This is a genomic window from Actinomadura meridiana, assembly GCF_039537545.1.
Lineage (GTDB): Bacteria > Actinomycetota > Actinomycetes > Streptosporangiales > Streptosporangiaceae > Spirillospora > Spirillospora meridiana.
Map to the genome: position 1 here is coordinate 1,012,680 of NZ_BAABAS010000004.1, position 22,873 is coordinate 1,035,552.

Sequence of the window (22,873 nt, forward strand, 5' to 3'; positions counted from 1 at the left end):
CTCACCATCGGCCGAACTCACTCGGCATCGGAGCCTCCGGTGCCATCAGGCGTGAACCGCAAGACGCGGTCCAGCACCTGCTGTGCGATCTCGGCCAAACTCGCATCGGTGGTGAACGCGTGCGCCCGCAACCGGGCCAACGCCTCGTCCAAACCGGCGTCCAGCTGGACCGCGACCATCCCCGTGGCTTGATAGACCTCCGCGCGATCCTGGCCCAGCCAGCCGGACGCGACCGGTGTCGATCGGCCTTCCACGCCGTCCGATCCCACGGTGTCCAAGGTCACGGTCAACGCAGCGCGCGCGAACACCAGCGCGTCGGCCAGCTGCTCATCCGACAAGAGCCCAGGCTGGGCCCGGTAGAGGACCAGAACGCCCGGCCGGATCGCGCCCGCCTGCAACGGAAACGCGAACAACGCTCCCGCCCCCGCCTCGACCGCCGACGCCGCGAACCAGGGCCACCGCGCCATGGCCTCAACCGAACCCAGATCGGCGACCAGCACCGGACCACCCTGCCTCCAGGCGTCCACGCACGGCCCCTCACCCAGACCGAACTGCAAATCGTCCAACCGCCGAGCCGCCCCATCGGTGGCGTGCAGCAACGTCCGCCGGTCCGGCGCGGTGACCAGCGACAACGCCGCCCCGTCCGTACCCGTCACAGGGACGGCGGCCCGGCACACGTGCCCCACCGACACCGCCTCAGCACCGGCGAACCCGGCGATCAGGGCCCACACCCGCGCAGCCCTGCCCTCGTCCTTGATCACCATCCGGTGACCACCGCCTCCCCGCCCAAACGCCACGGGCCCCGGCTATCTACCCCCGCCCTCCCTGCCCATCCCTGCTGGGAAAAGCGTATCCGGCCCGGCAACCCCCACCGTTCCACAGCGCCGACGAGCTGTGCGGCGAACAGTCCTCTGGTCGCGGCCGGTCGTGATCTGGCCAGGAACCCTGCAGCGTCTCCGCCGGGATCGATGACCTTCAACGAGGCCTTGCGCTCCGGCTTGTCACACCGCTCGGCCGTGGCCGGGAACATGTGTGTCCGGCCGCTGATGCCGGTCGCCGGGACCCGCAAATTACTGTGGGGTGATTTCGATACTTCTGCAAGAAATCACCAAACCAAGGCCTGATGACCACGGTCGGCGAATACCGTTCATCTCAAAGGGTACGCTGCAAACTCCAAGGAGGGTTGACGTCCAAGGCGGACATTGACAAGCATTCCCGACATTCGACAAAGTGGAAAACCGGACAAAAATACTAGCTCTCACATTTTCAGCGGAGTTAATGGCGGGGAATGCCGAAACGTAGCGCGGGCGGGGTTGTGCTGTCAGTGCGGATATCCCTCCTGTGGCCGTCAGGTGAAGGAGGGCGAGGGGACTGTGGGCATTGTTGCCAGTCGGCGCGGCGGCCGCGCCGCCGGCTCGTCCGGGCGACTGCGCCTGGCCGGGCTGGTACTGCTTGTGATCGCCGGCGCGGTGGCCGCGATGGTCGTCGTCGGGATCGTCCGCAAAGGGCCGTCCTCCACCGGTTCGGACACCGTGGCGGCTCCAGCGGGACGAGGGGGCGGCGATGCCATCGCCCGTTACCAGCAGCGGTTGCGCCAAGTCCCCGGCGATTATCAGACGTGGGCGGCCCTGGGCGGGGCCTATGTCGAGCAGGCGCGGATCAGCGCGGACCCGAGCTATTACCCCAAGGCCGAAGGGACACTGCGCCGCTCCCTCGCCCTGCAGCCGAGCGGCAACTACGCGGCGATGGTCGGGATGGGGGCGTTGGCCAATGCGCGGCACGACTTTCGCGCGGCGGCGCGCTGGGGCGAGGAGGCCAAGAAGATCAATGCATCCAGCCCAGGGGTGTTCGGTGTGCTGACCGACGCCTACACCCAGCTCGGGGACTACGCTGCCGCCACCGCGGCGGTCGGCCGCATGACGAGGTTGGCTCCCGGTGTGTCGTCGTTCACCCGAGCCTCCTACGAGCTTGAAATGCACGGTAACCGGGACGGCGCCCGTACACTCCTGCTTCAGGCGCTGGAGGCCGCATACGTTCCGTCCGACATCGCCTACTGCCGGTACTATCTCGGCGAACTCGCCTTTCACGCAGGCGATTTTCCCCAAGCCGCCCACCAGTACCGTCTTGCCTATAACTCCGACAAGTCGTATACCCCGGCGCTTGAGGGGATCGCGAAAACAGCGGTGCGTCGCGGTGATCACGATTCCGCGGTCAAGGCATATCAGGCGGTCGTAAGCCGGATGCCGCTGCCGCAGTACATCATGGAGTACCTCGAATTGCTGAACGCTCTGGGACGCAAGGACCAGGCCGCTCAGCAGGGCCGGCTGCTGGACAGCACCCAACGGCTGCTCGCCGCGAACGGTGTGGCCGACAACCTGTCGGCCGCCGAGTACGCCGCCGACACCGGTGACGCCCGGCGGGCCCTGGAGCAAGCCCGCGCCGAGTGGCGCCGCCGCCACAGCGTGATCGTCGCCGACGCCCTGGCCTGGGCCCTGCACCTGAACGGCAAGGACCGGCAGGCGCTGGGCTTCGCGGCGAAGGCGACCCGGCTCGGCTGGCGGAACGCCCAGTTCTACCAGCACAAGGCGGCCATCGAAAGGGCGCTCGGCGACCACCAGGCCGCTCGCCGTGACCGTGCCAGGGCCCTGCGCGCCAACCCGCACCTAGACGAGAAGGTCCCCGCGCTGGGAAGAGTCAGGTGAAGGACTCACCGCGTCGCCTGCAGCCGCTTCCCGCGCCGGTGGGCATCGCATCGGCAGGCACCGCACCCGCCTGGACCGTGCTCGCGGTGGTGCCCGCGCTGATCCTGCTTGCGGCGATCCTGCTGGTGTTCGGCGGTGGACCGGTCTTGGCCGCACCGGCGCATCCGGTGGGCAACTTCACCATCAACCACTACAACGGGCTGACCCTGCGCAGCGACCGCGTGGAAGACCTGGCGATCGTGGACTCCGCGGAGATCCCCACCCTGCAGGAACGAGACACCGTCGACGCCGACCACGACGGCACCGTCACCTCCACCGAATCGGACCGCTACGCACGCGATCAGTGCGCCCGGCTGAGCCGCGCCCTATCGGCGACGGTGCAGGGAAGGCCCCTGGACTGGCGGATCCGGTCATCGTCCTTCGCCTACACCCCGGGCGCGGCGGGCTTGCAGACCAGCCGCACCACCTGCGCCCTGACCTCCGCGACGTCCCTCAGGCCGGGGTCGCAAATGGCCTTCACCGACGGCTTCCGCAGCGACCGCATCGGCTGGCGCGAGATCACCGCGGCCGGCGACGGAGTCCATCTCGACCACCCGCCGGTTCCGCGCCGCAGCGTCAGCCGGCAGCTACGGCACTACCCCGGGGATCTTCTCACCTCGCCCCTGGACGTCCGCTCAGTGACGCTGCGGATCGGAGACGGGTCCGCGTCCTCGGTGGGAGCGCTGCCGCACCTGCCCTCAGCAGGTCCGCTCGCCCGGGCCGTCAACCAGATGAACAGCCGCTTCGATGCGCTCGTCGCCTCTCGTGAACTGACCCTTCCCGTCGGTCTTCTCGCGCTGTGCTTGGCGCTGGTCCTTGGCGCGTCCCATGCCGCGATCCCCGGCCACGGCAAGACCGTCATGGCCGCCTACCTCGTGGGCCGCCGCGGTGGCCTGCGCGACGCCGTCATCGTCGCCGCCACCGTCACCCTCACCCACACCGCAGGCGTCCTGGTCCTCGGGCTCCTGGTCAGCGGCTCAGCAGCCCTGGCAGGGGAATCCCTGCTCAAGATCCTCGGCGTCGTCAGCGGACTCATGGTCACCGCAATCGGAATCGGGCTGCTGCGCAGCGCATGGCGAGCCCGCCGAACCCCCAGCCCCACCATCGACGTTGCCCAGGACACCGCTATACCGGTCGCAGCGATGGCCGTCCACCCCTCCACCTCCCTCCCCGAATACAGCCATAGCCACGGCCACGGCCACGGCCACGGGCACGGGCACGGGCACGGGCACGGGCACGGCCACGGGCAGGCGCAACGGCGGGATGGACGGTCGCGCCGTAGTTGGTTGCTCGGGCTGGGGGTCGCCGGGGGCCTGGTGCCCAGTCCTTCGGCACTGGTGGTGCTGCTCGGCGCGATCGCGCTCGGCCGCACCGGGTTCGGGGTGGCGCTGGTCCTGGCGTACGGCGCGGGCATGGCCGCCACGCTCACCGCCACCGGGCTGCTGCTAGCCCGCCTCAGCCACCTGCTGCGCCGGGTGCCGCTCCGGCAACGCGCGTGGAACCTGGCCGGGTACACCCGGATCACGACCGCCGGACTGGTGATCATCGTGGGCGCAGGGCTGGCCCTGCGCAGCCTCACCGGCTCGGTCTGAACCCTTGTCCGAGGGGCGCCGCCCAGCAGGGACACCGCGCCCTACCCGGCGGACCGCCTTCCGTCTTCGACGGTGCAAGGCCCCGGCCAGGCCGAGCAGGGGCGGTCGATCATGATCGGTCCGTCTGCCGATGTTCCTTCAAATGCTGATCAAGCGAGATTCCGGAGTTTTCCCGGCCGCGCGTTTCGGCGCCTGCCTGGGTATGAGGGGATCCAATGATCAACTGCGGAAAGGGGCGTCAGTGTCCATGTCCGCGCCCGAGCAAAGGAGACAGGCGGAATGCGTCAATTGTGTGAGCGGGTGCGCGAAAAGCGCGCCCTAGTCGCGGCCGCGGCCGCGGGGACGCTCGGTGTGGCCAGCATGCTGGCCACACTGGGGCCGGGAACGAGCACGGCGTCGAGCCACCGTGAGGCACCGCTCATCGCCAACGACCCCCAAGCCGACAACACCGACGTGTACGCCTTCACCAGTCCCGACTCCCCGGACACCGTCTCGATCGCCGCGAACTGGATCCCGTTCGAAGAACCCAACGGCGGCCCGAACTTCTACCCGTTCGCCACCAACACCCATTACAACATCAAGATCGACAATGACGGCGACGGGTACGCCGATATCACCTACCGGTGGACATTCCGCAACGAGGACCGCAGAGACAACAACACATTCCTGTACAACAACGGGCCGGTGAAGTCGCTGCGCGATTCGACGCTGTTGTTCCGGCAGCACTACTCGCTGACCGAAATCACCAAGGGCCGGACACGTACCCTGGTCAAGGACGCGATCGCCGCGCCGTCGTTCGTCGGCAGGGCCTCGATGCCCAACTACGCCGCGCTCCGGCAGCAGGCCATCACCCCGGTGTCGGGCGGCGGCAGGACCTATGTCGGGCAGGCCGACGACCCGTTCTTCCTGGACCTGCGGATCTTCGACCTGCTGTACGGCGGCGACCTCAGCGAGACCGGCACCGACACCCTCAAGGGATACAACGTCAACAACATCACGCTGCAGGTCCCCAAGTCCGACCTGGCGCTCAAGGGGAATCCCGTCCGCAACCCCGTGCTCGGTGTGTGGGCCACCACCGACCGCAAGGGGCCGGGCGTCGACATCGACAAGGCGCCGGCGGACACCTACCAGCAGGTATCCCGGCTGGGGAACCCGCTGGTCAACGAGGTGATCTCCCCGGCCGGGCTGAAGGACGCCTTCAACCGGCTCGATCCCTCCCAGGACCACACCGTCAAACCGCTGGTGAACCGCGTCCTGGACCCCGAGGTACCGCAGCTGATCCAGAAGATCTACAAGATCAAAGCACCGGCCACGCCGCGCAAGGACCTGTCGGAGATCTTCCTGACCGGCATCTCCAAGAACTCCGGCGGCCCGATCAAGGCCGACCTCAACTCCCAGCTGCTGAACAAGGACGTCGACCCCAAGCGGTTCACACCGGCCGAGGAGCTGCGGCTGAACATGGCCGTCCCCCAGACCGCCAAACCCAACCGGCTCGGGATCCTGGCCGGTGACCTGCAGGGCTTCCCCAACGGACGCCGGCTCACCGACGACGTCGTCGACATCGAATTGCAAGCGCTCGAAGGCGCCGCGCAGACCGGCAAGCTCGTCCCCGCCCTGGCCAAGGGTGACCGCGTCGACCACAACGACAAGCAGTTCGGCCACTCCTTCCCCTACCTCGCCCTGCCGCACAACAGCGGATCGGGCAAGGCCATGCCCAACGGCGGAGCCGCCACCGGAGGCGGATCCACCTCCGGCCTGCAGCACACCGGCCTGCTCGGCCTTGGAGCCGCGCTGCTGGCCGCAGCCGCCGGAGCCCTGGTGATCCACCGGCGCCGGCACACCATCACCGCCGCTGAATGATCCTCCGCACCGCCGCAGCGCACCTGCGCACCGCGCAGACCGCTGTGCAGCAGGCCGTGCTGCGGTCCGCTGTGGGGGCTGCGACCGGCCGCCGGGACCACGCTGTCCCGGCGGCCGCGGCGGCACTGGCCACCGCCGGCGCCGGCGTCATCGCCTTCACCCTCGCCTCCCAGCAGCACGCGCCGCAGCCGCCACTCGCCGCCGGCCGGCCCCTGCGAGCACAAGCCGGCGCAGCGCCCCTCAGCCGCACCCCAGAACCTTCCGCTTCCCCGCTGCCCTACGCTGTCCCGACTCGGATCGAGCTCCCCGCGATCAAAGTGAGCGCGGCGATCATCACGCTCGGGCTCAACGATGACGGCACCCTCCAGGTCCCCCGGCCCGGCCCCGACTACGACAAAGCCGCCTGGTACACCGGCTCAGCCGCACCCGGCCAACCCGGAACCACCGTCATCGAAGGACACCTCGACTCCGCCCGCAACGGCCCCTCGGTCTTCTACCGGCTCGGAGCCACACGTCCCGGCGACCTGGTCACCATCACCCGTACCGACCACCACAATGCGATCTACCGTGTCGACACCGTCAAGCGCTACCGCAAATCCGCCTTCCCCACCGACACCGTCTTCCGCGACACCGACACCCCGTCACTCCGGCTGATCACCTGCGGCGGCCACTTCGACACCCGCACCCAGCACTACACCGACAACACCGTCGTCTTCGCCACCCTCACCACGCCCCACGGAACACCCATCCCGTCGCAGGCGCCGGGACTCCTGAGAGCGCGGTGACCGCCGCGGACCAGCCACCTGTCCCTGCTCTGCGGGACCAGCTCTACCCGCGGCCGCGCTGGATCGGGTGCGCCAAGGACCAATAGCCGTCGGAGCGGCCGAAGGACACTGCGCCGTCCGTGCGCGCCCCGCAAGGCAAAGCTCGCTGCGGCAACGATCGACGCGGACCCCAGATGCGTCCCTACGCCGACGCCACACCCGCGACGAATACTTGAGCCTTCCCTCCAGGAACGATGCCAGGGGCGACGCCATGGCAGCCCCTGCGCCCGGGCAATGACGCCAATGTCACCAAGAAGCCGACAGTCCTCCGGTCAGGGTCTGACGTGCGGCGCGGCGCCCCGGCTGAGGAGGCGCCGCACGGGAGATGTCCTCCCTAGTCATGACCGCGGGTGCGCCTTGCGCCACCGACGCGGCGGCGGAGCTGGGTGCCCGGCCAGGTGCGCTCGCCGTGTCCTGCGGGCTGTCGACCGTCGTGGCGCGGCCGTGCCTGGTTGTCCCATTGAGGAGCGGCAGTGGAGCCGTGGCCGCGGTCTTCCTCCGCGGCGGCGCGTGCTGTTTCCGCTCGTCCTGCCTCGGCTCGCCGGGCCTCTCGCACGCCGATCACCAGGAAGCGTCCCAAGGCCACCGCTGCCAGCATGATGATGATGGCGCCGAGGCCTTGGAAGAACGACAGCCGTTCGGCGATCTGGCGCGTCTGGCCGCCGAGCGGCGCCCCCAGGGCGGTGTCCCACAGGGGAGCGATCGTGGTGCCCACGACGAACCACAGGCCGCCGAGGGCTGCCAGCCAGGAGCCGAACACCGCGACCGGGCGGTTGGCGCTGGCCAGCAACAACAGTCCGCCCACCAATACCGCGATCGCCGGAAGGATGGACAGCACCAGGCGGTCGGAGTTATACACCCATGCGCTGCCCGACCCGAACCCGAAGTTGAAGTAGGGGCCGACGAAAGGTATGAACCCGCCCCACAGCGCCAACAGCATCAGCAGCAGGCCGTTGAGCATGCCGCGGCTGCGGGGGGTTCTCAGCATCCCGGACCCGCGAGCGCGGGGGGTGGTCATCATCCCCGCCATAGGAGCCCTCCCTGACCAGGTCGAATTATCCCAATATGTCTAGTCGAGCCCTACCCGGGGCGCCGCTGTACAACCTGCCCAGCCGTGCAAAGGCTGCGTCACGCCGAATGAGTCCCGCCGCCGGCACTGAGCACCGTGACCCCGGACGCCGTGCCAGGGCGCCGTCCGCCCCTCCCCACAACCGCGGGAAGGGGCGGATCGCAGTCGCACGCAGTTCCCGGTCACGCCCGAGGTAGGTGATCGGCCGGGCTCCCCGGGTGATGGAGGGTCCGGCCGATTGGAGAAGGGTCACTTGGGCGGCATCAGGACGCTGTCGATGATGTAGACGGTGGCGTTGGCGGTGTGGACGTTGCCGCAGACCACGGGCGCGCCCTCGCCGATCGTGAAGGACTCGCCGGAGCCGCTGGTCTTCAGCATGGCGCCGTTGAGGGTCTTGAACTCGCCGGACGCCAGCCCGCCGGGCGTGATCGGCTGGCCCACGACGTGGTAGGTCAGGATGCTGGTCAGCGTCTTCTTGTCGGACAGGACCTTGTCGAGGGTCGCCTTCGGGATCTTGTTGAAGGCGTCGTTGGTGGGCGCGAACACGGTGATGTTCTTGGCCGAGTTGAGGGTGTCGACGAGGCCGGCCTTCTTCACCGCGGTGACCAGGGTGGACAGCACCGGGTTGTTGGACGCGGCGGTCGCTACGGGGTCGGTTGACATGCCGCTGAAGCTGCCCTTGCCGGACGCGGGGACGGCCGAGCAGCCGGGCCCGAACGGCTGGTCGGCGGACGGTGAGCTGCTCGCCATGGTCGGGGCCGAACTTGCCGGGGCGGCGGCGGTCTTGCCGTCGGAGTCGTCACCGCTGGAGCAGGCGGCCGCTGCGGTGGCGACGGCGGCTGCGGCGAGGACGCCGGCGGCGATGCGGGTGCGGTACATGGTGAACTCCTTGCTCGGGTTTCCGATGTGTCTGGTGCTGTGGGGGTGATTTCAGGTGACGGTGACCACCACCGAATGCCAGCCCGTCGCACCGTCCGGGAAGGGCGGCTCGCGGTGTTCGGGCTGCGTGTGGCCGGTGCCGTCGGTGGCCCGGCAGCGCAGCGTGTGGGAGCCGGGCGCGGCGTCCCACTCGGCGACCCACTGCCGCCAGGTGTCCAGGCCGGGGACGGGCGCGAGCCGCGCCTGCCGCCAGGGGCCGTTGTCGACCTGCCATTCGACGGCGTCGACGCCCCGGTGTTGGGCCCACGCGGTTCCGGCGAGGGTTATCCGTCCCGCCTTCACTTCCGCGAACGGCCTGGGGACGTCGATGCGGGAGAACGTCTTGATCGGGGCGCGTTCGGCGTAGCCGCGTTTCGTCCAGTACGCCTGGTCGGTCGCGAAACGGGTGACCTTGAGGTCGGTGACCCATTTGGTGGCCGAGACGTAGCCGTACAGGCCGGGGACGACCATCCGCGCGGGGAAGCCGTGGGCGATCGGCAGCGGCTCTCCGTTCATGCCGACGGCGAGCATGGCGTCCCGTCCGTCCAGGATCGTCTCGATCGGGGTGGACAACGTCATGCCGTCGAACGACCGGGACAGGATCTGGTCGGCGCCGCCGTGGATCCCCGCCTCGCGCAGCAGCGGCGCCAGCGGGACGCCCAGCCAGCGGGCGTTGCCCGCGAGGTCGCCGCCGACCTGGTTGGACACGCACGACAGCGTGATGTCGCGTTCGACCAGCGTCCGGCGCAGCAGGTCGTCGAACGACATCTCGACGGGGTGGGCGACCATGCCGTGGATGCGCAGCGTCCAGTCGCGCGGGTCGACCTGCGGTAGGACGAGCGCGGTGTCGACCCGGTAGAAGTCCCTGTTGGACGTGCGGAACGACGTCATCCCCGGCACCCGCACCTGCGCGCCCGCCGGCACCGGCCGCGCCGGGTTCGCCGGAGGTGGCAGCCTCAGCTTCGCCCGAATGGAGGAGACGTCGCCGCGACGCAGCAGCACCCGCCCGGCGATCCCGCCGGCCGCGGCGACGCCCACCACCCCGGCACCGGTCAGCAGCACCCGCCGCCGATCGATCCCGGCACCGGCCCCAGAGGCGGGCTCGGTGTCCTTGGGCCGTCGTTCCGGTCCGTTCTTCCACTCCTCCGGGGGGCCGGTTGCCTCACCGCCTGCCGGGGTAACGGTGCCGTGGGCGGCTTGGCCCGCGGGAGGCGACTCGGGAGGGCGGATGCGTGACGGGTTGACCGTCGGGCGCGCGCTGCGTGCCAGCAGGGTCAATGCGGCCATGCTGGCGAGCGCCCCGATGGCGGACGGCACCGCGTCGACGGGCTCGGCGACCGGCCGGGTCAGCGCCGCGACGACCCCGACGATTCCGAAGACGGCGAGCCCGATCAGGCCAAAGGCCAGCCGGCTTCGGCTCAGCAGCCCGATGACCAGCGCCGCGACGAGGATCCCCGCGCCGAGCCCGATCAGCAGGACCGTCTTGTCGTTGCTGCCGAAATGCCGGATCGCGAAGTCCTTGAGCCACACCGGGGTGAGGTCGATGAACCCTGCCCCCACTGCCAGCAGCGGCGAGGACGACGCCCGGCCGAGCACACCGGCCGCCAGCTCCGCGACTCCCATCGCGGCCGCGGCGGCCAGCAGCCCGCGCAGCGCGGCGGTGATCCACCGCAGCGGCCTGGTTGCTGGTTTGCCTGTCACACCCGGTGTTCGGGGCCGGACGGCCCGTGGATGGGTCGAACTTCCATCGAGTCACCAACCCATCCTCGGAACCACCCGCTCCGAACTATCGGTGTGGAGATGAACGAACCGGCGAAAGGGCCGCGGCTGGTAGGGGAAGGCCCACCCGACCTGGCCGAGCTGCTCGGCCGCGTCGCGCGCGGCGACCAGGAAGCGTTCGGCCAGGTGTACGAGCGGCTGTCCGGGCCCGTCTACGGGCTGGCGCTACGGGTTGTCCGCGACCCGGCCCAGGCCGAGGAGATCGCGCAGGACGTGCTCGTCGAACTCTGGCGCAAGGCGTCGCACTACCGTTCAGAACGGGGCAGCCCCACGTCATGGGCGCTGACGGTGGCGCACCGCCGCGCCGTCGACCGGGTGCGGTCCAGCCAGGCCGACCGGGATCGCGAGGAGCGCACCGCCGCCCCCGGACCCGAGTACGACGAGGTCGCCGAGGAGGCCGGGACCCGGCTGGAACATCAACAGGTCCGCCGCTGCATGCGCGGCCTGACCGAGACGCAACGCGAATCGATCACCCTCGCCTACTACGGCGGCTACACCTACCGTGAGGTCTCCGAACTGCTCGGCGTCGGCCTCGCCGCCGTCAAGACCCGGATGCGCGACGGACTCATCCGGCTGCGTGACTGCTTGGGAGTGCAGGCATGACCCACGACCCGCACGACCTCGCCGGCCCGTACGCGCTGGACGCCCTCACCGACACCGAGCGGCGCCGTTTCGAACGCCACCTGTCCGGCTGCGCCGCCTGCGCCGACGAGGCGGCCGGACTCCGCGAGACCACCACCCGACTGGCGCTGGCCGCGTCCCGGCGTCCCCCGGACGACCTGCGCGGACGGGTCATGGCCGAGGTCGCCCGGACCCGGCAGACACCCCCGCCCCTCAACCGTCGCCTGCCGTCCCCCCGCACGGGCGGTCTGAGCTGGCTCGCCGCCGCGGCCTGCCTGGTCCTGGCCCTGGCCAGCGGCGGCGCGGCATGGCACTACCACCGGTCCGCCGACCACGCCCAAGCCCTCAACCGGCAGGTCACCGCGGTGATGACGGCGCCGGACGCGCACACCTCCACCACCGGCGCGCAGGGCACCGCCACCGTCACCGTCGTGTCATCGCGCTCACTCGGCAAGGCCGTCGTCACCACGTCCCGACTACGGCCCCTGCCCCCGGCCAAGACGTACCAGATGTGGTGGCTCGGACCGGTCGCCCCACGCTCCGCCGGCACGCTGGACCTGTCGGGGAAGACGCGTCCGGTCGTCACGGCGGGCCTCGGCGCCGCACAGCGCTTCGGCGTCACCATCGAACCCGCCGGCGGCTCCCCCCAGCCCACCAGCGCCCCCATCCTCACCCTCGGCCTTGGCTGACGACGCGAACTCGCGGTCTCGCCCGCAGTTCACTATGCGTCACCATGGGCGGATCATTCGACCTCAACGAATATTGCTCTCCGCCAGCAATCTGCCTACGCCCACGACCGGCGCGCCTCAAACAAGACACTCCGCGACGTGTGGATCTGGCGCATTATCCATGAGTACACCGAAGAGCAGGTCTGGATGATGCACGACAAACAGGCTCTGCCGTGGCATTGGGCATATAACGCCGGAATGTCGCGGCTAAAGTCCGCGGGCTCGGACCTGCAGATAGCATGCTCCCGCCGACCAGCAAGTCAAGGAACCCGCAGGTCGCAAAGCATGAAGTACACCAGCTTCCCGCGACAGCCGGTGAACTCCTGCCATGGGCACCCGTTAGGCAACCAATCGACACGCCCTTGCCGGTCGCCTGCCCAGGCCTTACACACGCCGCCGCGCCTGGGATCACGCGCATCCACCGATTCCAGCAGGCCTCCCCCAAGGCCCCAATCTCACAACACCACCCGCAGAGCTAACCGTGTCGCACCGACCACCATCGAGAGCCACATACCACTCCCCCAGATGTGCTCCCGTTGCTCCCGCCCGGAGCCGGGGACGACTGGAGCACGCATGGTTACCGAACGGCCCTCAACGGATGTCAACGACCACCAACAACCGCCGCTGACCTGCGGCGCCTCGAAAGCTGCAGGTCAGGCGTGATCGCGGACGACCTTGACACGGTAGAGGCCACTGGTTCAATCCCAGTATCGCCCACGTAGGGAGGCATGCCCACGGAAAGCGTGGGCCGGTTCCCCGGTGTTTGTCTGGGGGGCGACCCCCAGACCCCCGATGTGGGGGGCTCCGCCCCCCACGCCCCCCTGTGGCTGGGGTCCGCTGTTGTTCGTCTGGCTCGCTTCAGTTGGGGTTCAGGATTGCTCGTCGGCCTGGCGGCCGACATCGAAGTGCGCAGGCTTGTCGGCTTTTTGTCGACCTCACCGCTTGGGCCCATCCCCGCACGAGCCGCCGGGGTGTTCGCTGAGCGGGCGCGACGGGCCCCCGTCGCTGGTCTTCGCCGTGCCGGACACCTAGATGTCCTTGTCAACGTCGTCGAGTTGTTCGGAGGGTGCACGGCTCTTCTGTGGGTGGCGTCGACGGTTGGGGTCGTGTCCGGCATGTGTGCCCGCCAGGGGGCTGGTTGATTCTGCACTTGTGCCGACGTCGAGGTCTTCCGGTGGTTGGGGTGGCCTAGCTGTTGGCGAACAGGTCCTGGCGTACGCCTGCGGCCTTGAAGAGGTAATCGCGGGATGCTTCTAGGTCGCGGCGGATTTGGTCCAGGTTCGCGTTCAGGAGGCGGCCTCGCCATTTGCGGATCTTGCCTGCGACTATCACGGTCTCGACGTTGGTGCGGTCCATCAGGGACACGATGGCGCCTGGGACGTTGTTGAGGGGGGGCGACGTTGAGTGCGGTGGCGTCTAGTAGGACGATGTCGGCCTGTTTGCCGGGGGTGAGGGTGCCGGTCTTGTCACCCAGGCCCAGGTGTTGGGCGCCGTTTGTCGTTCCGAATCGCAGGACATCGCGGACGGTGAGAAGGTCCGGGGTGCCCTTGGGGGGGCGGGCCAGTTGTCGGGCGGGCCGGGGACTCCGTTGTCCAGGACGAGCTGGTTGAGCCTTTCCCCTCCGCATCGAGACCAGAACACCATTCCGTCCCTTCTCCTTCCGTCCCCGTCCTACAGAAGCTTCCGCCCCAGCAGCGCGACCGGTTGAACTGACTGCCGCCCCCTGCGCGACTCTTGCCGCCAACCGGCCCTGATCCAGGATGCTCCGGTGGCCAACCGATCGGTGCTACCTGCTGGTTGCTTTCCAGGCTTTATGTCTTGGGTGACAGGTCTTTTCGGTGGTTGGTGGGGGGGTCTGGGGTGGGTTTGGTTCCAGGCGGTGGCTAGGAGGTCGTAGGAGCGGACTCGGTCGGTGTGGTCGTGGGTGATTGTTGTGATGAGTAGTTCGTTGGCGGCGGTGACGCGGCGGAGGATTTCGAGGCCTGTGACGACGGTTTCTGGGGAGCCGGTGAACTGGGTGTGGACGCGGTCGGCTACCAGGTCCAGGTCGCCTGGGTGCCATTGGTGGGCGGCGGCCTGGGCGGGGGTTGGGAATGGGATCGCGGGGAGGCCCGAACGGATGCTGTGCACCCAGAGGGCGTACGGCGACGCTAGTTCGCGGGCCTCTTCGTCGGTGGGCGCGACTACCACGTCCGCGGACACTATGACGTAGGGCTCGTCCAGGGTCGCCGAGGGGCGGAATGACTGGCGATATGTTCTGACGGCTTCCAGGACGTTGGACGGGCTCACGTGGTAGTTCGCGGCGAATGGTAGGCCGCGCTCGCCTGCTACGTGGGCGCTTTGGCCACCGCTGCTGCCTAGGATCCACAGTTCCAGTTCGGTGTTCTCGCCTGGGTTCGCGTGGGCCTCGTGTCCGTCGGTGGTGTAGGTGCCGTCGAGGAGGGCGGTGATGTCGGTGACTATGTCGGCGAAGTCGCGGTTCTGTTGTTGGAGCAGGGTGTTCTGTACGGCGAATTTTGGGGATTTCGCGAGGCTGGAGGGGTCGAAGGGGGCCGGGATTAGTAGGCCGTCCACGTCTTCGGCGGCTTTGTGTTCGGTGTGGCGTTGGCCGGAGCGGCCTAGGCCCAGGTCTATGCGGCCGGGGTGTAGGGCGTCCAGGGTGCCGAACTGTTCCACGATGGTCAGTGGGGTCCAGTTGCCGGTTTGTACCGCTCCTGACCCGACGCGGATTCTGGAGGTTGCGGCGGCGACCGCGGCGATGAGGATTTGTGGGGCGGAGCTGGCCACGCCTGGGGCGAGATGGTGCTCGGCCAGCCAGTAGCGGTGGTAACCGGCGGATTCTGTCCGTTGGGCCAGGTCCAGGGTGTTGTGTAGGGCGTCGTGGGCCGTCCTGCCGGTTGGGATGGGTGCGAGGTCGAGAACGGAGAGGGGGATCACGGACGCCTCCGGGCGGTTGACGTCGCGTAGCGGTTGGCGGGGCGTGCCAGGCCGAGGTGGGCTCGGAGCGTTGTGGTCTCGTAGTTGGTTCTGAACGCGTCTCGTTTCTGGAGTTGGGGGACGAGGTTCTGGGTGATCTCGGTGAGGTCGGAGGGGAGGACGCCGGGGCGTAGGCGGAAGCCGTCCAGTCCTGCGTCGCGCCAGTCGAGGAGGAGGTCGGCCAGTTCGGTGGGGGTGCCTGCGAAGACCTGGGCGTCTGAGGTTGGTGGGGCGCCGTTCAAGACATCGAGGCGGGTTTTGCGGGACGTCGCCGCGCCTGGTGTCTCGTCCAGGAAGACCAGGAGGTCGGCGAAGATCCGGAGGGGGTCGCCCGTCCGACGGACGGTTCGTTCCGCCTCGCGGACCTGGGCGATGATGGTGACGGCGTCGGGGCGTGAGCGGGGCGTGATGAAGACGACGTCGGCGCCGCGTGCCGCGAACTCGTAGGGGCGGACGTCGTGTGCGAGGGCGGCGACGAGGGGTTGGCCCTGCGGGGGTCTTGGGGTGATCGAGGGTCCGCGGACGCTGAAGTGGGCGCCCTCGAAGTCGATGTAGTGCAGTTTTTCGCGGTCCAGGAAACGGCCGGTGGGGACGTCGCGGATTTCCGCGTCGTCCCCCCAGCTGTCCCACAGGCGGCGCACCACCTCGACGAAGTCGTCGGCCTCGGTCAGGGCGGCTTCGGTGGTTCGAGGGAGCCAGCCCGCGCGGCCTCGGCTCGCGTAGTCGAGTGAGGCGATGCCGATGGAGGCGTGGAAGGGCTCGATGTGGGTGGTGATCGTTGTTGGGACGAGCCCGATCCGGGTGGTCGCGGGGGCGAGCATGGCGGCGACCAGGACGGCGTCGAGTCGCCCGTTGACGTGGGTGGGGGCTGGCTCCTGGACGCCCAGGGAGTCCTCGATGGTGATGAGGTCGAGGAGGCCGCGTTCGGCTTCGATGGCAAGGTCCGTCCAGTATCCGGCGGTGAACAGGGCGGACGGGCGGGCGGACGGGTCGCGCCAGGCGGCGGGGTGCCAGCCGAGGTCTTTCAGGGCGACGGACAGGGACAGATCGGTCATGACGCCTTTCCTAGGCCGAGATGGTCGCGCAACGTGGGGCCGGTGTAGTCGGCGCGGAAGACGCCCTTTTCCTGGAGGAGTGGCACGACGTGTTCGACCAGGTCGTCCAGGCCGCCCGGGGTGAGGTGCGGGACGAACACGAAACCGTCGGCGGCGTCGGTTTGCACGAAGGTGTCTATTTGGTCGGCCACCGATTGGGGCGTGCCGATGAATGCCTGCCTTCCGGTGGCCTCGATGACCAGTTCGCGGATGGTGAGGCCGCGTTCGGCCGCCAAGGCCTGCCAGGTGTGGACTGTTTCAGCGCGGTCGCCGCGGAATTGGGCCCGGCCCTGGGAGACGCCCTCGCCTAGGTCGGGTTCGATGTCGGGAAGGGGGCCGTCCGGGTCGTAGGCGGAGAGGTCGCGGCCCCAATAGCCCTCCAGATAGGCGATGGCCGTTTGGGGGCCTACCTGTCGGCGGCGGATGTCGGCGGCGCGTTCGGCCGCGTCCTCCTCGGTGTCACCCAGGACGTAGGTGACCGCAGGCATGATCTTCAGTTCGTCGGGGCGGCGGCCGTGGCGGGCGAGGCGGCTCTTGACGTCCTTGTAGAAGGCGCGGGCGTCCTCCAGCGCGCCGTGCCTGCTGAAGATCACGTCGGCGTCGGCGGCGGCGAAGTCGCGGCCCTGCGGTGAGTCGCCCGCCTGGATGATCACGGGGTGGCCCTGCGGGCCGCGTGGCACGTCGAAGTGGCCGGTGATGTCGAACTGCTGGCCGTGGTGCGCGAACGCGCCGCTTCCCGGGCGGGCGAACTCCCCCGTCACCGGATCGGCGACCAGGTCGCCGGGGGCCCATGAGTCCCATAGTTCGCGGGCCGTGTGCAGAAACTCCGTGGCGCGGTTGTAACGGTCGGCCTCGGCCAGGTAGCCGCCGCGCCGGAAGTTCTCGCCGGTGAACGCGTCCCAACTCGTCACGACGTTCCAGGCGGCGCGGCCTCCGCTGAGGTGGTCGAGCGTGGCGAGCCTTCCCGCCACTTCGTAGGGCTCGTTGAAGGTGGAGTTGACCGTGGCGGCCAGGCCCAGGTGCGTGGTGACGGAGGACAGCGCGGCCAGGACCGTCAGCGACTCGGGGCGTCCGGCGACGTCCAGGTCGTGGATGCGGCCCTTCAGTTCGCGCAGCCGCAGCCCCTCGGCCAGGAAGAAGAAGTCGAACTTGCCTCGCTCGGCCGTCCGCGCGAGGTGGACGAACGAGGCGAAGTCGATCTGGCTTCCCGAGGCGGGGTCCGACCAGACGGTGGTGTTGTTCACGCCGGGGAAATGCGCCGCTAGGTGGATGGGTTTGGCGGGCATCGAAGGGTCCCTCCAATGTGGCTAGATTGGGGAGCCGTTCTTCGGGCGCAGTTGTGGTTCAAGTTTTTGGGCCCAGGCTGCTGTGATCTCGTCCGCGCGGAAGAGGTCGCTCTCTTCTATTGCCAGGGCGGGGGTGACGACGGTGGCGCCCAGTTCCACCAGTAGTGGGCGCAGGTGTACCTCCACGGCCAAGCCGTGTCTTGGGGAACCCACGACCATTAGGGGTAGGGCAACGGTTTCTGATAGGGCTCCTGTGTCTATGCGGTCTAGGAATGCCTTCAGTAGGCCCGTGTACGTCGCCTTGTAGGTCGGGCTCGCCACTATTAGGAGATCCGTTTTGGTGACTTGGTGGACTGCCTGGGCGACGGTCGGGGCGTGCCGTTCGAAGAGGTGGGGGGCCAGGGCGGACAGTTCTATGACGTCCGGTTCGGAGACGTCGCCGATGACGTGGGACGCGGCGCGGGCGGCGCTGGTCGCGGCCAGTGAGGTGCGGGAGTCGGGACGCGGGTTGCCGACGAGGGCGGTGACGGTCATGGTCGTCCTTCAGAGGTGGCGGGCGAAGCCGCCGAAGGCGCCCTCGTGGTAGAGCAGCGGTGACTTCTGGTTGTTGAGCAGCGCCCGCCTGACCTGCCCGACGACCAGCCAGTGGTCGCCGATCGGACGGGTCTCGTGCCGGTCGCAGATGAGGTGGGCGACGGCGTCGTCGATCAGCGGGACGTCCTCCTCGCTGGACCGCCAGACGGTGGGCGGGGCGAACCTGTCGGCGCCGCGGGCGGCGAAGCGGGCCGCGAGCCCCGCCTGTTCCTCGGCGAGGAGGTGGACGCCGAAGACGGCGGCCTGGCGGAGCTTCGGCCAGGTGGTGGACGAGTCCGCGATGTAGAAGGAGACCAGCGGCGGGGTGAGGCTGACGCTGGTGAACGAGGTGGCGGTGAGGCCGACGGGGCCGCCGACCGTCGCGGTGATGGCGACCACGCCGGAGGCGTGACGGCCCAGCGCCGCTCTGAACTGGTCGGTTCCGAGGTCGTTGACACGGTCGTTGACGTGGTCGACGGTCATGACGTTCTCCTTGTCTAGCCCGCCTTGCCGTTCGCCAGGACGGGGGCGGGGCCGCGGTCGGCGGGCCGGGGCAGGCCGTAGTGGTCGCGGAGGGTGCGGCCGGTGTACTCCGTCCGGAACAGGCCCCTGGCCTGGAGCAGCGGGACGACGTGGTCCACGAACGCGTCCAGCCCGGACGGCAGCACGGCGGGCATGACGTTGAAGCCGTCGGCGGCGCCGGAGTGGAACCAGTGCTCGATGGTGTCGGCGATCTGCTCCGGTGTGCCCGCGAACGTGCGGTGCCCGCGGCCGCCGCCGAGCCTGCCGATGAGCTGGCGGACCGTGAGGTTCTCCGACCGGGCCAGCTCGACGATCAGCGTGTAGCGGCTCTTGGCGCCCTCGATCTCGTCCTCGGCGGGCAGGTCGGGGGGCAGCGGGGCGTCCAGCGGCAGGCGTTCGGGGGGCAGCCGTAGCGTCCTGGCGAGCTGGGCCCGCGCGTACTCGGGGACGATGAGCCGGTCGAGTTCCGCGTCGAGTTCCCGCGCCTCCCGTTCGGTGCTTCCGATCACCGGGACGATCCCCGGCAGGATCTTCAGCTGGTCGGGGTCGCGTCCCGCACCGGCGGCGCGGGTCCTGACGTCGCGGTAGAACGCCTGCGCGTCGGCCAGGGTCTGTTGCGCGGTGAAGATCGCCTCGGCGTGGCGGGCGGCGAACTCCTTGCCGTTCTCCGAGGAGCCCGCCTGGACGAGCAGCGGGTGCCCCTGCGGTGAGCGCGCGGTGTTCAGCGGGCCGCGCACGCGGTGGTGGCGCCCGGAATGGTCGATCGCCTTGACCCGGTCGGCGACCGCCCATGTGCCGACGGACTTGTCGCCGACGATCGCGTCGTCCTGCCAGCTGTCCCACAGGCGGCGGGCGACGTCGACGAACTCCGCCGCGCGTTCGTAGCGTTCGCGGTGCGCGGGCAGGTCGTCGAGGCCGAAGTTGCGGGCGGCGTCCAGCGTCGCGGTGGTGACGATGTTCCAGCCCGCCCTGCCCCGGCTGATGTGGTCGAGCGAGGCGAACCGGCGGGCCAGGTTGTACGGGTCGTTGTAGGTGGTGGACGCCGTCGCGATGAGCCCGATCCGCGAGGTCGCCGTCGCCATCGCGGCCAGCAGGACGGTCGGTTCCAGGACGCTCGCCGGTCGGCGGCCCACGTTCCCCATGAGCGCGGGGCTGTCGGCGAAGAACACCGAGTCCAGCAGGCCGCGTTCGGCGGTCTGCGCCAGCCGCGTGAAGTACGCCGCGTCGTGGTTGACGAAGGGGTCGGACTCCGGCAGCCGCCACGCCGCCTCGTGGTGCCCGTTGCTCATCAGGAAGGCGTTGAGGTGCAGCTTTCGCGTGGTCATTCGGCTTGCGCTCCTTCGGGGTCGGTGATGCCAAGGTCGGTCAGGAGCGCGGTCCTGATCCGGGCGAACTCGGGGTCGGTCACCCGTCGGGGCCGCGGCACGTCGGCGGTGAGGTCGGTGCGGATCGCGCCGTCGTGCAGGACGAGGACCCGGTCGGCGAGGGTGATGGCCTCGTCCACGTCGTGGGTCACGAGCAGGACCGCCGGACGGTGCCGTTCGCACAGCCGCCGGAGCAGCGCGTGCATCCGGATGCGGGTGAGGGCGTCCAGGGCGCCGAACGGCTCGTCGGCGAGGAGCAGTTCCGGTTCACCGGCCAGGGAACGCGCCAGGGAGGCGCGCTGCTGTTCGCCGCCGGACAGTTCGTGCGGCCAGGCGTCCTCCCGTCCGCCGAGTCCGACCTCCCGCAGGGCGTCCGAGCCCCGCCGGCGGCGGTCGCGGGCGCGCAGGCCGAACGTGACGTTGGCGAGCAGCCGCTGCCAGGGCAGGAGCCGGGAGTCCTGGAAGACCATCGAGATCCGGTCCGGCTTGGTGAGCGTGCCCGCGCCCGCGACGCCGTGGTCGAGCCCGGCGAGCGCGCGGAGCAGCGTGCTCTTGCCGGAGCCGCTGCGGCCGAGGAGGGCGGCGAACTCGCCCCCGGTGATGGTGAGGTCGACGCCGTCCAGCACCGTGTGGTCGCCGAAGCGCCGGGTGAGGCCGGAGACCTCGACCGCGGGACCGGTGCGCGGCGGGTCGAGCGTCAGTCGTCCAGTGTCCGTCGCCATGACAGCGCCCTCCTCTGTACCAGCCGAACCGTTCCGTCCAGAAAAAGGCCGAGCGCCGCGTAGACGACCAGGCCGACGATGATCACGTCGGTCTGCCCGTAGGTCCCGGCGCGGGTCATCATGTAGCCGATGCCGCTGGTGGCGTTCACCTGCTCCACGACGACCAGGGACAGCCAGGCCGACATGACCGCGAAGCGCAGGCCCAGCAGGAACCCCGGGAGCACGCCCGGCAGCACGACGCGGAGCAGGAACTCCGCGCGTCCGGAGCGCAGCGTCTCGGCCAGTTCGACGTAGCGCTTGTCGATCGCGCGCAGGCCGTTGTGGGTGTGCATGTAGATGGGCACGACCACCGCGAGCGCGATCGTGATGACCTTCATCCGCTCCCCGATGCCGAACCAGAGGATCAGCAGCGGGAGCAGCGCGAGGTTGGGCACGGCCCGGTTGATCTGCATCGGCCCGTCGATCAGGCCCTCGCCGACGCGGTTCAGGCCCGCCACCACCGCCAGCACCAGGCCGACGCCCACCCCGAGCGCCAGGCCGAGCAGGGCCCGGGTCGCGGACGTGGCCAGATGGTCCTGGAGTTGCCCGTCGGCGATCAGGTCCCCGGTGGTGGCGACCACCGTCCAGGGGGCCGACAGCGTGCGTGGATCGATCCACCTGAGTGCCGAGCCGACGACCCACACCAGCAGGAGGAGGACCGGGCCGATCGCAAGGCCGAACGGGATCCTGTCTCCAGGGCCGAGCCGAGGGCCGAGCCGGGCGCCGCGCGTGCGGAGCCGGGCGGCGCCGGTCGCGACGCTCATCCCTTCTCCCCCGCCGTGAACGCGGCCCCGCCGACGGACTCGAACCGCAGGTCGTAGAGGTCCGCCCGGACGTTCAGCGTCGGCCTCCCCTGCTCATTGGCAAGGAGGTCGGCGGTCTCCTGGTGGCGCGCGATGATCTCGCCCCAGGCGGCCGGGACCGTCGCCTTCCCGTCACGCTGGACGAGGTAGACGGCGTCGGCCGCGCTCAGCCCCTCGTGCTCGACGTAGTAGCCCTTGGCCCATTCCTTCGGGTGCTCGTTGATCCAGCGGGCGGCGCGTGCCCACAGCCGCACGTACGCGCGGATCGCGGCGGCCTTGGCGGGACTGCTGAGGCTCGTCTCCGCCACGTAGAGGTGGGACGGGTCGTCGCGGATGCCGTGCGGGATGGTCGTCGCGCCGTCCCGTCCGAACTTGGTGAGGTACCGCTTGATGAGCACCCCGCCGAGGGGCGCCGCGTCCACCTGCTTGCTGGCCAGCGCGTTGACGTAGTCGTCGTCGGTGCTGGCCAGCTCCACGAGCTTCACGTCGTTCTTCGTCAGGCCCGCCTTGGCGAGGACGCGCAGCACGAGCGCACCCTGCGCCTGGCCGACGCTGTAGGCGACGCGTTTGCCGCGCAGGTCGGACAACTGCTTGATGTTCACGCCGGGCGCGACGCCGAACTCGTAGATGGGGTGCCTGAGCGGGTCCTCGCGGCCCGCCGCGGCCACGATGCGGACCTTGAGGCCCGTCCAGCGGGCGTGCAGCGGGGGAATGTCGGCGACGGCCCCGACGTCGAGCGCGCCCGCGCGGAACGCCTCGGACGTCTTGGGCCCGCCGGAGAAGTTGGCCCACTCGGACTCGAAGGGCAGGTCGTCGATCTGGCCGGACAGTTCCAGCGCCCGCTGCGTCTTCGGGTCGCCGATCACCAGCTTGGTGCCGCCGGGGACCTGTTCCGGCAGGACGGCGCTCAGCGTGAGCCCGCCTTCTCCCGCGTGGTCCACGCCGGAACCGGCGCAGGCGGCGGCGATCATCATGGTGCTCAGCAGTGTCAGGGCCGCGCCGAGCCATCGGGGCGCGCGGCCGGGGGGTCGTCGATGCATGGTCGTCTCCTGCGGGGAGTCGGACACCCGGCGGGACCCGCGGACACCGCGAACGCGATGACCGGTTACGGACGGGCCGCCGGGGCGGGGCCGTCTCGGCTCACCGAGACGGCCCGGATCAGGCGAGTGGCCGGACGAGGGAGTGCCGCACCCGACACACCGCGCTCGCCACCCGAACCAGGTCGACATGCCGCCGCACGGTGAGTCGCGGGCCGCCACGCGCGTTCGTCATCGACACGTCCGACATGGCAACGACCTCCTCCGCGACCCCCGAGGCAATTTCATATAAATCCTACTGTTTAAGTAGGTATTTCTCAAGAGT

General features: G+C 69.7%; 21 protein-coding genes and 1 pseudogene. 6 read left to right on the forward strand and 16 right to left on the reverse strand.

The window, feature by feature from the left end; all coding sequences use genetic code 11:
- Nucleotides 1–17: 17 nt before the first annotated feature.
- Nucleotides 18–764 carry a GAF and ANTAR domain-containing protein gene (locus tag ABD808_RS08845; protein ID WP_344892598.1) on the reverse strand — a complete coding sequence of 249 codons (747 nt, stop codon included), beginning with the start codon at nt 762–764 and terminating at the stop codon, nt 18–20.
- Between the two features lie 609 nt (nt 765–1,373).
- Here ABD808_RS08845 and ABD808_RS08850 point away from each other — a divergent pair.
- The 4 genes from ABD808_RS08850 to ABD808_RS08865 all read left to right on the forward strand — a co-directional run bounded on the left by ABD808_RS08850 (nt 1,374) and on the right by ABD808_RS08865 (nt 6,978).
- Complete coding sequence (locus ABD808_RS08850; RefSeq protein WP_344892601.1) at nt 1,374–2,702, forward strand: tetratricopeptide repeat protein; 1,329 nt, start codon at nt 1,374–1,376, stop codon at nt 2,700–2,702.
- Nucleotides 2,699–4,333: a HoxN/HupN/NixA family nickel/cobalt transporter gene (locus ABD808_RS08855; protein ID WP_344892604.1), complete on the forward strand. Its 1,635-nt coding sequence runs from the start codon at nt 2,699–2,701 to the stop codon at nt 4,331–4,333. Before ABD808_RS08850 ends, ABD808_RS08855 begins: the two co-directional genes overlap by 4 nt.
- Nucleotides 4,334–4,633: 300 nt before the next feature.
- Complete coding sequence (locus tag ABD808_RS08860) at nt 4,634–6,193, forward strand: DUF4331 domain-containing protein (RefSeq protein WP_344892608.1); 1,560 nt, start codon at nt 4,634–4,636, stop codon at nt 6,191–6,193.
- Nucleotides 6,190–6,978 (forward strand): class F sortase, encoded by a 789-nt coding sequence (locus ABD808_RS08865; RefSeq protein WP_344892611.1) that lies wholly within the window; start codon nt 6,190–6,192, stop codon nt 6,976–6,978. The genes ABD808_RS08860 and ABD808_RS08865 overlap by 4 nt, the downstream gene beginning before the upstream one ends.
- A gap of 373 nt (nt 6,979–7,351) precedes the next feature.
- Here the strand turns inward: ABD808_RS08865 and ABD808_RS08870 are convergent, their stop codons facing one another.
- The 3 genes from ABD808_RS08870 to ABD808_RS08880 form a co-directional block, all read right to left on the reverse strand.
- Nucleotides 7,352–8,047 (reverse strand): hypothetical protein, encoded by a 696-nt coding sequence (locus ABD808_RS08870; protein ID WP_344892614.1) that lies wholly within the window; start codon nt 8,045–8,047, stop codon nt 7,352–7,354.
- Nucleotides 8,048–8,335: 288 nt separating this feature from the next.
- On the reverse strand, nt 8,336–8,965 hold the full coding sequence (locus ABD808_RS08875) for a fasciclin domain-containing protein (RefSeq protein ID WP_344892617.1): 630 nt from the start codon (nt 8,963–8,965) through the stop codon (nt 8,336–8,338).
- 51 nt (nt 8,966–9,016) lie between these two features.
- The gene (locus ABD808_RS08880) at nt 9,017–10,705 is read right to left on the reverse strand and encodes a molybdopterin-dependent oxidoreductase (RefSeq protein WP_344892620.1); all 1,689 of its coding nucleotides are present in this window, start codon (nt 10,703–10,705) and stop codon (nt 9,017–9,019) included.
- A 99-nt stretch (nt 10,706–10,804) separates the two neighbouring features.
- On the opposite strand from ABD808_RS08880, the gene sigK reads away from it, so the two are divergent.
- Both sigK and ABD808_RS08890 read left to right on the forward strand, forming a co-directional pair.
- Complete coding sequence (gene sigK / locus ABD808_RS08885) at nt 10,805–11,386, forward strand: ECF RNA polymerase sigma factor SigK (RefSeq protein ID WP_344892623.1); 582 nt, start codon at nt 10,805–10,807, stop codon at nt 11,384–11,386.
- Nucleotides 11,383–12,093, forward strand: a complete 711-nt coding sequence (locus tag ABD808_RS08890) for an anti-sigma factor (RefSeq protein WP_344892628.1) — start codon at nt 11,383–11,385, stop codon at nt 12,091–12,093. The genes sigK and ABD808_RS08890 overlap by 4 nt, the downstream gene beginning before the upstream one ends.
- 1,227 nt (nt 12,094–13,320) lie before the next feature.
- Here the strand turns inward: ABD808_RS08890 and ABD808_RS08895 are convergent.
- The 12 genes and pseudogenes from ABD808_RS08895 to ABD808_RS08945 form a co-directional block, all read right to left on the reverse strand.
- On the reverse strand, nt 13,321–13,488 hold the full coding sequence (locus ABD808_RS08895; RefSeq protein ID WP_344892631.1) for a hypothetical protein: 168 nt from the start codon (nt 13,486–13,488) through the stop codon (nt 13,321–13,323).
- 31 nt (nt 13,489–13,519) lie between these two features.
- Nucleotides 13,520–13,759 (reverse strand): annotated as a pseudogene (locus tag ABD808_RS38480) (amidohydrolase family protein); the annotation flags it as partial.
- Between the two features lie 44 nt (nt 13,760–13,803).
- Complete coding sequence (locus ABD808_RS08900) at nt 13,804–15,069, reverse strand: LLM class flavin-dependent oxidoreductase (protein WP_344892634.1); 1,266 nt, start codon at nt 15,067–15,069, stop codon at nt 13,804–13,806.
- Nucleotides 15,066–16,163: an LLM class flavin-dependent oxidoreductase gene (locus ABD808_RS08905; RefSeq protein WP_344892637.1), complete on the reverse strand. Its 1,098-nt coding sequence runs from the start codon at nt 16,161–16,163 to the stop codon at nt 15,066–15,068. The genes ABD808_RS08900 and ABD808_RS08905 overlap by 4 nt, the downstream gene beginning before the upstream one ends.
- Nucleotides 16,160–17,488 carry an NtaA/DmoA family FMN-dependent monooxygenase gene (locus ABD808_RS08910; protein ID WP_344892640.1) on the reverse strand — a complete coding sequence of 443 codons (1,329 nt, stop codon included), beginning with the start codon at nt 17,486–17,488 and terminating at the stop codon, nt 16,160–16,162. Before ABD808_RS08910 ends, ABD808_RS08905 begins: the two co-directional genes overlap by 4 nt.
- A 21-nt stretch (nt 17,489–17,509) precedes the next feature.
- Nucleotides 17,510–18,022 carry an NADPH-dependent FMN reductase gene (locus ABD808_RS08915; RefSeq protein ID WP_344892643.1) on the reverse strand — a complete coding sequence of 171 codons (513 nt, stop codon included), beginning with the start codon at nt 18,020–18,022 and terminating at the stop codon, nt 17,510–17,512.
- Nucleotides 18,023–18,031: 9 nt separating this feature from the next.
- On the reverse strand, nt 18,032–18,544 hold the full coding sequence (locus ABD808_RS08920) for a flavin reductase family protein (protein WP_344892647.1): 513 nt from the start codon (nt 18,542–18,544) through the stop codon (nt 18,032–18,034).
- Between the two features lie 14 nt (nt 18,545–18,558).
- Nucleotides 18,559–19,908 carry an LLM class flavin-dependent oxidoreductase gene (locus tag ABD808_RS08925; RefSeq protein WP_344892650.1) on the reverse strand — a complete coding sequence of 450 codons (1,350 nt, stop codon included), beginning with the start codon at nt 19,906–19,908 and terminating at the stop codon, nt 18,559–18,561.
- Nucleotides 19,905–20,669 (reverse strand): ABC transporter ATP-binding protein, encoded by a 765-nt coding sequence (locus ABD808_RS08930; protein ID WP_344892653.1) that lies wholly within the window; start codon nt 20,667–20,669, stop codon nt 19,905–19,907. The genes ABD808_RS08925 and ABD808_RS08930 overlap by 4 nt, the downstream gene beginning before the upstream one ends.
- The gene (locus tag ABD808_RS08935) at nt 20,645–21,472 is read right to left on the reverse strand and encodes an ABC transporter permease (RefSeq protein ID WP_344892656.1); all 828 of its coding nucleotides are present in this window, start codon (nt 21,470–21,472) and stop codon (nt 20,645–20,647) included. The genes ABD808_RS08930 and ABD808_RS08935 overlap by 25 nt, the downstream gene beginning before the upstream one ends.
- A complete protein-coding gene (locus ABD808_RS08940) occupies nt 21,469–22,551 on the reverse strand; it encodes an ABC transporter substrate-binding protein (RefSeq protein WP_344892659.1) in 1,083 nt (360 codons plus the stop codon). Before ABD808_RS08940 ends, ABD808_RS08935 begins: the two co-directional genes overlap by 4 nt.
- 118 nt (nt 22,552–22,669) lie before the next feature.
- Entirely contained in the window at nt 22,670–22,798 is a 129-nt protein-coding gene (locus ABD808_RS08945) for a putative leader peptide (protein WP_344892661.1), read from the reverse strand.
- Nucleotides 22,799–22,873 lie beyond the last annotated feature (75 nt).